Annotated in this window: 15 protein-coding genes; 9 read left to right on the top strand and 6 right to left on the bottom strand. The window is 41.7% G+C overall.

What is annotated here, in order from left to right; translation table 11 throughout:
* Nucleotides 1-12 precede the first annotated feature (12 nt).
* Together AAC855_RS00520 and AAC855_RS00515 are read left to right on the top strand one after the other, a co-directional pair.
* Complete coding sequence (locus AAC855_RS00520; RefSeq protein ID WP_340607714.1) at nt 13-678, top strand: 3-oxoacid CoA-transferase subunit B; 666 nt, start codon at nt 13-15, stop codon at nt 676-678.
* Complete coding sequence (locus tag AAC855_RS00515) at nt 675-2,000, top strand: TIGR00366 family protein (protein ID WP_340607713.1); 1,326 nt, start codon at nt 675-677, stop codon at nt 1,998-2,000. Before AAC855_RS00520 ends, AAC855_RS00515 begins: the two co-directional genes overlap by 4 nt.
* Before the next feature lie 117 nt (nt 2,001-2,117).
* Here the strand turns inward: AAC855_RS00515 and AAC855_RS00510 are convergent, their stop codons facing one another.
* Nucleotides 2,118-2,822, bottom strand: a complete 705-nt coding sequence (locus tag AAC855_RS00510; RefSeq protein WP_340607712.1) for a LexA family protein — start codon at nt 2,820-2,822, stop codon at nt 2,118-2,120.
* Between the two features lie 98 nt (nt 2,823-2,920).
* Here AAC855_RS00510 and AAC855_RS00505 point away from each other — a divergent pair, with 98 nt between their 5' ends.
* From AAC855_RS00505 to dkgB, 3 genes are all read left to right on the top strand, one after another.
* Complete coding sequence (locus AAC855_RS00505; RefSeq protein WP_340607711.1) at nt 2,921-3,127, top strand: Cro/CI family transcriptional regulator; 207 nt, start codon at nt 2,921-2,923, stop codon at nt 3,125-3,127.
* Between the two features lie 87 nt (nt 3,128-3,214).
* Nucleotides 3,215-3,655 (top strand): DUF2335 domain-containing protein, encoded by a 441-nt coding sequence (locus AAC855_RS00500; protein ID WP_340607710.1) that lies wholly within the window; start codon nt 3,215-3,217, stop codon nt 3,653-3,655.
* Between the two features lie 137 nt (nt 3,656-3,792).
* Nucleotides 3,793-4,599 carry a 2,5-didehydrogluconate reductase DkgB gene (dkgB, locus tag AAC855_RS00495; RefSeq protein WP_340607709.1) on the top strand — a complete coding sequence of 269 codons (807 nt, stop codon included), beginning with the start codon at nt 3,793-3,795 and terminating at the stop codon, nt 4,597-4,599.
* 167 nt (nt 4,600-4,766) lie between these two features.
* Here the strand turns inward: dkgB and AAC855_RS00490 are convergent, their stop codons facing one another.
* Nucleotides 4,767-5,690: an AEC family transporter gene (locus AAC855_RS00490; protein WP_340607708.1), complete on the bottom strand. Its 924-nt coding sequence runs from the start codon at nt 5,688-5,690 to the stop codon at nt 4,767-4,769.
* A gap of 148 nt (nt 5,691-5,838) precedes the next feature.
* The gene (locus AAC855_RS00485) at nt 5,839-6,807 is read right to left on the bottom strand and encodes an NAD(P)-dependent oxidoreductase (RefSeq protein WP_340607707.1); all 969 of its coding nucleotides are present in this window, start codon (nt 6,805-6,807) and stop codon (nt 5,839-5,841) included.
* 326 nt (nt 6,808-7,133) lie between these two features.
* Between AAC855_RS00485 and AAC855_RS00480 the strand changes: the two genes are divergently transcribed.
* The 3 genes from AAC855_RS00480 to lldD all read left to right on the top strand — a co-directional run bounded on the left by AAC855_RS00480 (nt 7,134) and on the right by lldD (nt 9,669).
* On the top strand, nt 7,134-7,685 hold the full coding sequence (locus AAC855_RS00480) for an NADAR family protein (protein WP_340607706.1): 552 nt from the start codon (nt 7,134-7,136) through the stop codon (nt 7,683-7,685).
* Nucleotides 7,686-7,758: 73 nt separating this feature from the next.
* Nucleotides 7,759-8,331 (top strand): RBBP9/YdeN family alpha/beta hydrolase, encoded by a 573-nt coding sequence (locus tag AAC855_RS00475; protein WP_340607705.1) that lies wholly within the window; start codon nt 7,759-7,761, stop codon nt 8,329-8,331.
* A 195-nt stretch (nt 8,332-8,526) separates the two neighbouring features.
* The gene (gene lldD, locus AAC855_RS00470) at nt 8,527-9,669 is read left to right on the top strand and encodes an FMN-dependent L-lactate dehydrogenase LldD (RefSeq protein ID WP_340607704.1); all 1,143 of its coding nucleotides are present in this window, start codon (nt 8,527-8,529) and stop codon (nt 9,667-9,669) included.
* Between the two features lie 69 nt (nt 9,670-9,738).
* Here the strand turns inward: lldD and AAC855_RS00465 are convergent, their stop codons facing one another.
* Entirely contained in the window at nt 9,739-10,245 is a 507-nt protein-coding gene (locus tag AAC855_RS00465) for a DUF1543 domain-containing protein (RefSeq protein WP_340607703.1), read from the bottom strand.
* Between the two features lie 56 nt (nt 10,246-10,301).
* Nucleotides 10,302-11,081: a PhzF family phenazine biosynthesis protein gene (locus AAC855_RS00460; RefSeq protein ID WP_340607905.1), complete on the bottom strand. Its 780-nt coding sequence runs from the start codon at nt 11,079-11,081 to the stop codon at nt 10,302-10,304.
* 166 nt (nt 11,082-11,247) lie between these two features.
* On the opposite strand from AAC855_RS00460, the gene AAC855_RS00455 reads away from it, so the two are divergent.
* Nucleotides 11,248-11,700, top strand: a complete 453-nt coding sequence (locus tag AAC855_RS00455) for a hypothetical protein (RefSeq protein ID WP_340607702.1) — start codon at nt 11,248-11,250, stop codon at nt 11,698-11,700.
* A 155-nt stretch (nt 11,701-11,855) separates the two neighbouring features.
* Here AAC855_RS00455 and AAC855_RS00450 read toward each other — a convergent pair whose 3' ends face one another.
* Nucleotides 11,856-12,791, bottom strand: coding sequence for a Kdo(2)-lipid IV(A) acyltransferase (locus AAC855_RS00450; RefSeq protein WP_340607701.1), 936 nt, complete (start codon nt 12,789-12,791; stop codon nt 11,856-11,858).
* Nucleotides 12,792-13,138: the final 347 nt, after the last annotated feature.

Raw genomic sequence — 13,138 nt, 5'->3', positions numbered from 1 at the left:
AGGGAATTAACTATGGACGTCAAAGAACTTATCGCTCGACGCGTAGCCCTTGAATTGAACGATGGAGATGTCGTTAACCTTGGTATTGGTCTCCCGACTCAGGTGGTGAACTATTTGCCAGAAGGAGTGCATATTACCTTACAGTCCGAAAATGGTTTTCTCGGTTTGGGGCCTGTGACACAAGCTGATAAAGATTTGGTGAATGCAGGAGGGCAACCTTGTGGTGTATTGCCGGGAGCTTCTATGTTTGATAGTGCTTTTTCTTTTGCACTGATCCGGGGTGGTCATATTGACGTCAGTGTACTGGGGGGCTTGCAGGTTGATCAGAATGCAAATCTGGCTAATTGGTTGATACCGGGAAAAAGGATAACGGGTATGGGGGGGGCAATGGATTTGGTCACTGGTGCTCGTAAGGTGATTATTGCAATGGAACATTGTGCAAAAGATGGTTCAGCTAAAATTATGCGTGAATGTACTATACCGCTGACAGCCGTTAATGTGGTGAATACACTAATCACGGAGCTTGCAGTATTCCGATTTGAAAACAAACAGATGATACTCTCTGAGTGTGCGCCGGGTATAGACATTGACACTATCAAGGCGAAAACTGAGGCCGAATTTATTATCTCTCCTGACGTGAAAACAATGCCTCTTGATGTGGTCGGAGAGGGGCTATGATAGGCCGCATTTCTCGTATAATGACACGGATTGTTAGTCGTTATCTGCCTGATCCTCTCATCTTTGCCATGCTACTCACCATACTGACCTTTATCATTGCGCTATCGTTGACGCCTAGCACACCTGTGGATCTGGTGAGAATGTGGGGGGATGGTTTCTGGAACTTACTTGCTTTCGGAATGCAGATGGAGCTGATTATAGTCACGGGGCATGCACTGGCAAGTTCCGCCCCGGTTAAGCGTCTCCTGAGGCTGACTGCTTCACTGGCAACAACTCCTGCTCAGGGAGTGATGTTGGTGACTTTTTTTGGCTCTGTTGCCTGTGTGATTAATTGGGGATTCGGTCTGGTTGTCGGCGCGATGTTTGCCCGTGAAGTAGCGCGTAGGATACCCGGCTCTGATTACCCGCTGCTGATTGCTTGTGCTTACATTGGTTTTCTGACATGGGGAGGCGGTTTTTCCGGTTCAATGCCGTTGTTGGCGGCAACTCCCGGTAATCCGGTTGAACATATTTCAGGCCTCATACCCATTAGCCAGACCTTATTTACCCGTTACAATATTTTTATCACTCTCAGCCTTATCGTTGTGATGCCGTTTGTCACCCGTAGGATGATGCCGAAGAAAGAGGATATTGTGATAATCGACCCAGTACTGCTGGAAGAAGAGCCTGATTATCAGAAAAAATTACCAGAAAATGCGTCCTTATCTGAGCGTATGGAGGAAAGCCGTATTATTGCAGGGCTTATCGGGATACTGGGATTTACCTACCTCGGCATATATTTCTTCAGCAATGGTTTTAATATTACCATCAACACTGTCAACATGATTTTCCTGCTGATGGGTTTATTACTACATAAAACTCCGATGGCGTATATGCGTGCGATAAGTGCAGCGGCGAAAAGTACAGCGGGTATTCTGGTGCAGTTTCCTTTTTATGCCGGTATTCAGCTGATGATGGAAGGTTCAGGATTGGGCAGGCTTATCACTGAGTTTTTTATCAATGTTGCCAACAAAGACACATTCCCGATGCTGACGTTTTTAAGTTCCGCACTGATTAACTTTGCTGTGCCGTCTGGTGGTGGTCACTGGGTGATTCAGGGGCCGTTTGTCATGTCTGCGGCTGAAGCTTTGGGGGCGGATTTAGGTAAATCGGTTATGGCGATTGCGTACGGTGAGCAATGGATGAACATGGCGCAACCATTCTGGGCACTACCGGCACTGGCTATTGCAGGATTGGGGGTGCGTGACATCATGGGTTACTGCATCACCGCGCTTCTTTTCTCCGGTCTGATATTTATTATAGGACTTACCTTGTTTTATTAAAGTATGCACTTCGCGGTGGCCGGCTTTTGGCTGGGCAAACTCGTTCCCGACGAATTTGTCATTCCTTTACCGCCGCGATGCATTTTGAAATCCATTGTGTATAAATAATTTTATGCTTTAGGGTAATTTCGCCATTCTTGCTTCCACGACCACCCCCAAAATATGAATATTATCACTGAGAGGTATCATACTGTACTGAGGATTCAGTGGCTTAAGATATGTATCATATCCTTCTGTAATTAATTGTTTAAACGTTAATTTTTCTTCACCCTCAAGTTTTGCAATCACTAATTTATTGGCGAGGGGTTTTACTTCCGGGTCGACTAAAATAATCATCCCCTGCGGGATGCTGATTCCATTCGGTGAAGCCATAGCATCATTTTTTACTTCCAGCCAAAAAGCATGGTGTGAACACTCAACAGTGCTGTCGTACTGCTGTTTAATACTGTAGTGCAATACGGGTTCTTCACACCAATTACCGGCTTCTGCCCAGTCAAGTAACGGGTATTGTTTGTGGGTATCAGGTTTCTCAACCAGAGCAATATTTTTGCCATAAACGGCCGTTAAGAGTTGTTTTGCTTGTTTATCCAATGTAGGGCTGAAATCGGTGATTGTGACCTCTAATTTATTGGCGAAATAAGCGGCTATTTCCAAATTAAGCGCATTTGTACCATTGAGATAATGCGAGATTGCTCCTTGGCTCTTGCCAAGTTCATCTGCGAATTTTTCCTGAGAGATACCGAGCTGTTTCTTCTTTGACACGTATATGTCTTTTAAGCGTTTGGCATCTGCAAGTTGTTCTGCTGTGAGTTTCTTTTTCATAAAACTCATTTTAATACCAATGCTATTAAAATAGTAAATACTAAAAGTATTGAAATATTTAATACTTTGGATATTATTCAGAAAAACAGGAGGCATATATGGAAAAGATTTCATTATCAGAATATGTAAAACAAAATGGTCAGTCGAAAACAGCGGATTTAATTGGAGTACATCAAACAGCTATTAGTAAGGCATTACGTGCCGGGCGAAAAATATTTCTTATTCGTCAGGAGGACGGGAGTTATAAAGCGGAAGAGTGTCGGCCATTTCCGAGCCAGAAACTATCTGGTTCAGCAAAAGAATAAGTTTAAGCAGTATTAATTATTGATTCTTGTTAATGAGTTAGTTGATTTTATTCTCATCTTTTTTGTGTATATTCTTTCGGAGAAAATATGGCTTATCACATTCGTTATTATCTCAGTGCAATGGGGAGTATTTTTGATATTATGCCCGCAAATGATTATCAGGAAATTTTGGATAATAAAAAGAATTTGGAAAATCAGGCATATTCGGGCTGCATTGGGCCTTTGCCTCCTCCCGATGTATTAAGGGATTACGAATCCATATTGCCTGGGAGCACTGAAAGAATATTATTATTCAGGGAGAAAGAACAAAAATTTCAGTATGACAATAATAGGTTAGCGCTGGATGGCATGATAAAAAAAGAGAAAAGAGGGCAGTGGATGGGGTTTTCCATTGCGATGTTTATCTTAATTATTGCGACATTTTTTGCGTTCAGAGGTGAAATGGTATTTGCAGGCACGTTAGTGACCATTGATCTGATTGGTCTGGCTGCTGTATTTGTTATCGGAAGAAAGTTAAGCAGTAAGTGATCCTGACAAAATTCGACGGAAATTCCAGTATTGTTGCAGTAAACGCAAAAGACTTCTGCATTTATTGCTCTTTTTCAGAGTAAACGATCTCATGATAATAAAATCCGAATTAAACATTAACGATATGAGATTTTATTATGTCCGTTCCTGCATTTGGATTAGGTACTTTTCGTCTGAAAGATGATGTTGTCATCGCATCGGTAAAAAACGCGCTTGAGCTGGGGTATCGCGCGATTGATACTGCGCAGATTTATGAAAATGAAGCCGCGGTAGGCCAAGCTATAGAAGAAAGTGGCATTGCCCGTGAAGACATTTATATTACGACAAAAATCTGGACAGAAAACCTGAGCCAAGAAAACGTGATACCAAGCCTCAAAGAGAGTCTTGTGAAACTGCGCACGAACTATGTTGATCTGACACTCATTCATTGGCCGTCACCAAAGAACATGGTTAGTGTTGCAGAAACAATGAATGCGTTGTTGGAAGCCAAGGAAATGGGATTAACACGTGAAATCGGCGTTTCAAATTTCACCATTGATCTGATGCAACAGGCTATTGATGCGGTAGGTGCTGAACATATTGCCACGAACCAGATTGAGCTTTCCCCTTACCTACAAAACCGTGATGTAACAGCTTGGGCGCAAAGGCATGGTATTCATATCACTTCTTACATGACCTTAGCTTATGGTAAAGCCATTCATGATGAAGTTATCGGTCGCATCGCTGAAAAACACCAGTCTACTTCTGCACAGGTTATTTTGTCTTGGGCAATGTCATTAGGGTATAGCGTGATCCCTTCTTCAACTAAGAAAGAGAATTTAGCGAGTAACTTAAAATCTACCGCATTGAAACTTGATGCAGATGATATGGCCGCTATTGCTGCTCTTGAGTGTAATGAACGTATCGTTAACCCGGAAGGCCTTGCTCCCCAGTGGGATAATTAATCACTCCGTCTGTTCATTTACTGGGTCATCCCTCAGCATTGCTGAGGGAAAACATGTTTAAATATTACACTATCGACGGTTCTGCGCTTTTCGGCTGGCAGAACGATTTGAAAAATATTTCGCTAAAATCGCTAATATTTTATTGAGTACAATGATCTGTAGTTGAGTTACAACATTTCTACGATAGTAATGCCACCGATAATAGAGATAAGGGCAGCAAGAGTACTGAGTAATACGGTTTCTGCGGAAGTATCTGTGTAGGCTTTATTAGTGATTGCCAGAGCAGGAACTGCCGTTGCGGTTGGCAAAAAGCCGATAATAAATGCCGATTTCAGCATATCGCTTTGAAGACCTAATGCGATACCTGTACCCAGGACTAAAGCTGCCTGCACAAAGTTTTTCACGAAGACATTAAAAACGATTTCAACATTGATCTTTAATTTAATGCCTGAGAGCAACAAGCCGAGAAAGAACAAGGCAACACCACCCGCCGTTTTACCTAATTCATCGACGGAGTTTTGCAAAATTTCCGGTAGCTTGACGCCAAAAATTGCCAACAGTGCCCCCAGAATTGGTAAGAACACTAATGGTTGAGCAATGGCTTTTCCAACCGATTTAAAAACACTGCTATTTTGCTGTCTGTCACTTATCATCAGCAAAGTGAAAGGAATAATAATAATGGTATAGATCAAATTCCCAAGTATCATGGCAATCAGGCCGGATGAACCGACGGTTGCCAGTAATACCGGTGGCCCACAGTAAGCCATATCCGGGAATGAAACGGATAATGCCTGCATGGCAGCATCTTTTTTATCATGGCGGAAGAGAATTTTACCCGCAAAGAAACCGATAATATAAGAAGCAATTAGCCCGACAGCTAACGTTAATAAGTAGTTAATATTCAGTAGTATTGATGGTGGTGCTTTTGCGGCTGCGAGAAATAAAGCAAAAGGTAAGGCAATCTTAACAACAAAGTCGGCAAATGCTTGTGAATATTCACGTTTTATCAATCCATATTTACCGGACAGCCAACCTACTGCTAAACCTAAAACAATAGGCCCGAGTGCAGCCATTATTATTTGTAATAGCATAAAGCCTCTCAAAAGATGAAATAACAATACACGTTAATCAGAATAGCAGGCTTATGAGGTATCCGAGATCCTTATACTACTTCAATCCCAGATTGGACAGAATGGCCTGTTGAATCTTTAGTGCTGAGTTTAATATGGCTGAGGAGGTTTAGCCCGCGATGTGAGGTGTCAGCAGAGCTTCATCAAAATCCCTCATTGGTGTAGAAAAGCTCTCTCCTTCATTTTCGAAAGTATCCAGAGCAACACCGGAGATCCAACTTGGATTTTGTTGCATGAATGATGCGAGAGCCTTTTCATCGATCAAACCACCACGCGCCATATTAAGCAAGTAGGCTCCTTTTCGAAAATAAGGAAGAGTGGCACTATTAATCAGATAATGCGTTTCAGCATTTAGCGGGAGATGTAAAGAAATTATATCGTTATCAATAAGTAAAGATTTAATATTGTTGGCTCGACGAACACCCAGAGCTTCTGCATTTTTATCAGTGAATCGATGGCTGCCTAGGATTGTCACTTGAGGAGCAAAAGGTTTTAACAGATATAATAGGGCTTGAGAAATTGCGCCACTGCCAACCAACCCTATTTTGACATCACTCAATGAGTTTGATGATGGTCGTATGGTTTTCGTCCAAATGCCTCCGCGCATTTGTCGTTGATGCCAGTCTGTTTGATGTAATAGAGCCAACATTTGTAATAAGGTGAATTCAGCAACAGCAGTTGCATTTGAAGCAGGAGTGTTAATCACTTCTATTTTAAGTGATTCTGCAGCTTGAATATCGATGTGATTTAGCCCAACTCCCGCTTGGCCAATCACCTGTAATGGGGTAATAAGTTCTTTTCCAACTAAGCTGCACAATAAATTCCTTCTGAGAGGAATATTTTTTCTCAATTTTATAGCATGAAATCCACCAAAACGTTTAGCTACCGAAAGTATTTGTTGTGCGTTTTGCGTATTAATATTAACTCGCTCAAAGCGATCGTTGTGATTCTGACTATTTCTCTGAATATCGTCAGGAATGTTAATGACTAATTCAATATCAGGAGAGAAATAGCCATTTATTTCCTTTTCGAATAGCGTTCCTGGAAGCGTATCTAACAAGAAAATTTTCTTTTTCATACATTACATCCTGTCAGGCCAATGGCAGTATTTCTCCACCGAATTTGTTTAACAGCTCGCAGGTTACTTTCATCAGAGATTCGTTTAGATGTCGGCTTGCCGAAAAATATGGGACAATCGTTAAGATCGATTCTAACTGCACTAATTTTAGGATTCCTGATTGTCGATTTTAACCAATAGTATTGAAGTGTTTATAAATCTGGTGTATCGGAATGTAAAATTTACTTTCAATGCATTTAAATTTTGTGTGGCCGATTATAAAATAAGTGTCATTTCAGTGGGTTGTGCTGAAGTGACATGACTAATATTTACTACAGAGAAATAATATGGATATTAAAACGCTATGTAAGCTTTACCAGTCAAAAGAGGATATTAAATATCTCTTTTTCTGGGGGCATAAAACCCATCATACTGAACACACCACTAAATCGTGTTTAAGCCAGTGGTATCCTGCGGAATTTGTTGTAGATGGAGTTAATTACACTAGTGCAGAACATTATATGATGGCTGGGAAGGCCCGGTTATTTAATGATTTTGCTACAATGGAAAAGATTATTAATGCAAAAAATCCGGGAGCCGCGAAATCTTATGGTCGGGAAGTGAGAGGGTTTAACCAATCAATTTGGAACGAGCATCGGTCAAAGATTGTTATTGATGGAAATGTAGCTAAATTTTCTCAACATCCGGCAATGAAGGCATTTTTATTGCAGACGGAAGATAAAGTATTAGTAGAAGCCAGTCCTGTTGATCGGATTTGGGGTATAGGAATGGCAGAGGATAATCCCGATATTTACAATCCATTAGCATGGAATGGTTTGAACTTACTCGGCTTCGCTTTAATGGCTGTGCGCGAAAAATTAAAAATTGAGGGTGAGTGAATACAGAATATAACGGACACTATTTTTCATTTGGATAAAATTAATGACACCATCAATAATAAAGGATCTGGTTATGTTTTCTGGTAAAAAAGTTGTCATTATTCACGGTTATACTGCTTCACCTTCATCAAATTGGTTTCCCTGGTTAAAAGAAGTGCTGACTGAACAAGGTGCAGAGGTCATTGTACCGGAAATGCCTGAGTCGTTATCGCCTACGCCGGAAGCGTGGGCCGGAAAATTAATGGAGATTGCACCCTATGTTGATGGTAATACCATTTTTATTGGTCATAGTCTTGGGTGTGTGACTTTACTTCGTCACTTAGAAGCAATCAAAGATACGACCGATAAAATTGGAGGGTATATTCTTGTTGCAGGGTGCGATTCTGCGCAGAGTTCCATGCCGGAGTTAGACAGTTTCGCTGTTCAGCCATTGAATTATGCATTTTTAAGGGAAGTAGCAGCCCACCGCGTTTCTATCATTTCTTCTAATGATGAAATTGTATCTCCCGAATCATCCCATGCTCTTGCTAATTCATTACAAACTGAAATTATTAGTATTGAGAATGCCGGGCATTTTCTCGACAAGGAAGGTTTCATCCGCCTGCTGCCTGTTTATGATGCCCTGAAAGCAATGGTATCTGGTTAAACAGTATCAGCCCGCTTTACTTCTGTTATTTTGCCTAAACTATCATCAGCCATCAGATAAAAAAGATGTTTTGTGGAACAGGCTTATCTATTTTTATGTTTCGCGTTACGTTGCCTGATGTGCTGGTCATGGGCAATATGATCGGTCAGAACAATATTATTGCCGTCAATTTTATTTTGGGCAGAGGTGAAGGTCATGATTATTTCCGCTTCAACTGATTACCGGGCTGCGGCACAGGATAAGCTACCCCCTTTCCTGTTTCATTATATTGATGGTGGAGCCTATGCAGAACACACTCTGAGACGTAACACCGAAGATTTATCCCATATTGAGCTACGTCAGCGCGTGTTGAAAGACATGTCTGAACTGAATCTGGAAACGTGTTTATTTGGTGAGAAGATATCAATGCCTGTGGCATTAGCTCCGGTAGGGTTAAGTGGCATGTATGCTCGCCGTGGAGAAGTACAGGCGGCACGTGCTGCGACTAAAAAAGGCATTCCATTCACTTTATCTACGGTATCTGTATGCCCGATTGAAGAAGTGGCTTCAGCAATCGGACAGCCGATATGGTTTCAGCTTTATGTGTTAAAAGATCGTGGTTTTATGCGCAATGTTCTGGAAAGGGCAAAGGCAGCCGGTGTTAAGAATCTGGTATTTACTGTTGATATGCCTGTTCCCGGTGCTCGCTATCGCGATGCTCATTCAGGAATGAGTGGCCCGAATGCAGCGATACGGCGCTTTTTACAGGCAATAACCCACCCGCGTTGGGCGTGGGATGTTGGAGTCATGGGAAAACCTCATGATCTCGGCAATATATCCCTATACCGTGGTACACCGACTCAGTTGGAAGATTATATCGGTTGGATAGGGAGCAATTTTGATCCTGCTATATCATGGAAAGATTTAGAGTGGATACGCGATTTTTGGCAAGGGCCTATGATTATTAAAGGTATCCTTGATCCTGAAGATGCTAAAGATGCCGTTCGTTTTGGTGCTGATGGTATTGTTGTTTCCAATCACGGCGGGCGGCAACTGGATGGTGTTCTCTCTAGTGCCAGAGCTTTACCGGCGATTGCAGATGCTGTTAAAAATGACATTACTATTTTGGCTGACTCAGGTATTCGCACAGGGTTAGATGTAGTCAGAATGCTTGCATTGGGTGCTGATAGTGTTTTGTTGGGAAGAGCCTTTGCTTATGCTCTGGCAGCAGCGGGGGAAGCGGGAGTTTCCAACTTATTAGAATTGATTGATAAAGAAATGCGGGTTGCTATGACACTGACGGGAGCGAAATCTGTCACGGAGATTAATTCAGATTTATTAGTGGATAATCTGCGTTAACGATTTTAACTTACTGCTGGTTTGACGTTAGCAGAGTCAGCAAAGTATGAAGTTGCTGACTCATTTTTATTAGATACCGATGGGGCGATAGCCCTGCCACTCAGGCTTATCTGGTCGCCCGTTAGGGTTTTCAGTCAGATGAATATAGTAGCCACTTATTTGCCCCAGAAGCAGGCAATCATCAACATCTTTCAAATTATCTTTATGTAATTGATCATAGCCGGTAAGCAAATATTTTTTTGCTTTTTCTTTTGCTTCTTCAGCTGTACGGCCAACAAAAAAACCGTATTCATGGGCTTCTGCCAGTGAATTTTTTTGATAACCTCCTACGTTTACAAAATACAGTCGTAAATCCTCGGAGAATTCACTTTTACTGAGAGAAATGTCATAACCATCCGCCCATTTGACAGGCATATAGCCATCCAGATGAAGTTTATCTTTATCACCAAACCACACATCGCGTAATGCGGGATAGGCGTCTTCAACCTTATTGACAGCAACAAACTGGACATCATGCACTTCGATATTGGATTTTCCGGCATTGCCACCAAGATAAAACATATACAACTGAGTCATATCTTTCCTTATTGCTTTTTTTAATTTTTACTTTTAGAAGTAAGGTGATAATTGATTTAAAGCACAATTTGACCGTAAGAAAATAGTTTAGCTTTTCCTGTCAAATAAACACGTTTTCCTTGTACCTCACACAAGATATCACCACCCCGTTCAGATAACTGATGCGCGCGAAGGATAGGTTTATTAAGCCTTGCACTCCAGAAAGGTGCTAAAACACAATGTGTTGAACCCGTGACAGGATCTTCATTCACGCCTTTGGCCGGAGAAAAATGGCGCGAAACAAAGTCAACGGATGAATCGCCGGGAGCAGTAATGGCAAGCCCCGGTAAAGGAAGGGAAGCGACTTTATCGAAATTAGGCTGAATATGGCGGACTTGCTCAGCAGAATCCAATACACAGATATAACGATCATGGGAAGCAAATACTGCTTTGACCTTTTGCCCCAGAGCATCCTGAATGACAGGGAGCAGAGAAGTTTCTTCCTGACAATCAGCAGCAGGGAAATCTAGTGTAAAAACGCCATCCTGATGAGTAACATGCAGATCACCGGAACGGGTCTTAAATGTCATTAATTTATTTTGATATGAACATTTTTCAACGAGAACAAAAGCTGTTGCCAGTGTGGCATGCCCACATAAATTCACTTCAATTTTGGGCGTAAACCAACGCAGGTGATTACCGACCAAAAAAGCTGTTTCTGAAAGATTAATTTCAGCAGCGATAGCGATAAGTACCTCATCTGACAGCCATTCATCCAGTAAGACAACGGCAGCAGGATTGCCGGAAAAGTTTTTTTCTGTGAAAGCATCGACATGATAAATAGGGTATGCAGACATCATAAACTCACTTTACATAAAAAATCGCAGCTAGCATGTTGAAATTGCTTTTGATTGTAAAGGAGTATTTGTTTTTGGCTTACTAACTACCTATAACTGGTAGTTGATCTCAGTAGAAAATGCCTATTAAATAATGATTTTTAGTTATAATCACACTAGGATATTTATGCAGTTCAAAAGGATTACCAGCCTGTTTTTTCTTATGGTAATTGGCTGTTCTCAGGCGTTCGCGCATGATTTTAGCTATAAAAGTCATATACCTGCTGATAACAAAACGCCGGAAGAATACCTGAAAAAAAGAGAAGGGTTGGGTACTAACAACTGGCAGGTTGATAAGTTGGCACGAGACAACGCGCAGGTTGAGAAACGGGAAGAAGAAGCGGATAAATATAAATACGCCCGAAAAGATGATTCAAAAGCACATCTCGGGTTTTCTTATGATTGGGATAATCAAAAAATGAAATTCCCTTATCATGACAAAGACCGGGCAAATATGAATGACTGGAATCGTTCCTCCCAACGTAAATGCTACCGGGAAACCAGACAAAAACTGGAACAAAAGTGGGGAAATGGCTATTCCAATATGGAGATCGTGGATGCCTGCGGAGGGGCTTATTAGATAGTTCATTGAGTCACATATTTAACTTAATGATTAATATTTTATAGAAATCAGGCTGTCACTTTTGGTGTGATAGCCTGATTTTTTGAAGTTATGATGATTTATATGCAATGGCTTGCAGCCAAGAAAGGCATAACTTGAAAGAGACTGGGTATCTAGCGAGTATTATCGTCATATAAAGATGGCATACCTTCGGGACGCGTTTTAAAACGGCGATGTAACCACATATATTGCTCTGGTGCCTGCATGATCTCCTGCTCGATGATCTTATTCATAAATGCTGCAGCCTCTGTTTCATCTTTTTCAGGGAAGTTTTCTACAGCAGGTTGAATAATCAGCTCATAACCTTTCCCATCGGGTAGTCTACGTGGAGTAAAAGGAAGTAGAACAGGATTCGATAGCCGAACCAGAATTGAAGCCCCGATTGTTGTTGCTGCATGTTCAACCGCGAATAATGGAGCAAATACACTTTTACGCGGGCCATAATCATGATCTGGTGCGTACCAGACAATTTCACCATTTTTCAGGCAGCGGATCATTCCCTTGAGATCTTTTCTGTCCAGCATCAGTTTGTTGGAGCGCAAGCGTCCCCAGGTTTGTAGCCAGTCCAGAACCGGATTATCATTTGGTCGATAAACACCGACACCCGGATTCAGAATACCAAAAATGCGGGCACCCAATTCCAGTGTCAGGAAATGGACCCCAATAACTATGATCCCTTGGCCTGTAGCCTGTGCTTTCTGGATATTTTCCCGTCCTGTCACCTTGAACCATCGCTTTATTCTCCAATCAGGCCAGAACCATGCCATACCGGTTTCGAGTAATCCCATGCCCACAGATTCAAAATTTTTGACCAGCCACTCATCTCGTTCTTCCTGCGACATATCGGGAAAACAGAGAACGAGATTACGTTCAGCGATTTTCGCCCGTTTTTTTAAAAAGCGCTGTGAGAGTCGACCAAGCCGGGTTCCGAACCAGTAAATTGCCGGATAGGGAAGTAAGACTAATAAATAAAGTATTCCGATACCCAGCCAAGTCAGCCAGTAGCGGGGATGTAAAAGTGAACAACGAAAAGAGGGTGTCTGTATCATGTGTTTTCAGTGTCTTAAAGATAATTCTTGAACTATAAAAAAACTGTCTTATAACGCCTCAGGAGTAATATGGGGCTATTGTGACACTTTTTAGTGGAATATCGAAATATCAGGGCACTAAATGGTTAATCAAGCAATAACGAATTAGCAGTTATCCTTACGGCTTTGGCCCTGCTGTATCAGATGGTGATTATGATCTCACCGGATATGATATTCAAATGGTTGTTTTACCTCGTTGAACGGAAGCAGAATAGGGAATACAGAAAGCCGCATGATTGCTGGGATGAATGCCTGTCATCTTTCAGATTACAGCTGGTTTTATTAACGATATTCACTCACACCGACAT

The sequence above is a fragment of the Xenorhabdus bharatensis genome (assembly GCF_037996705.1).
Lineage (GTDB): Bacteria > Pseudomonadota > Gammaproteobacteria > Enterobacterales > Enterobacteriaceae > Xenorhabdus > Xenorhabdus bharatensis.
The sequence above is the reverse complement of the archived record's forward strand: the minus strand, read 5'-3'. Positions and strand labels throughout refer to the sequence as shown.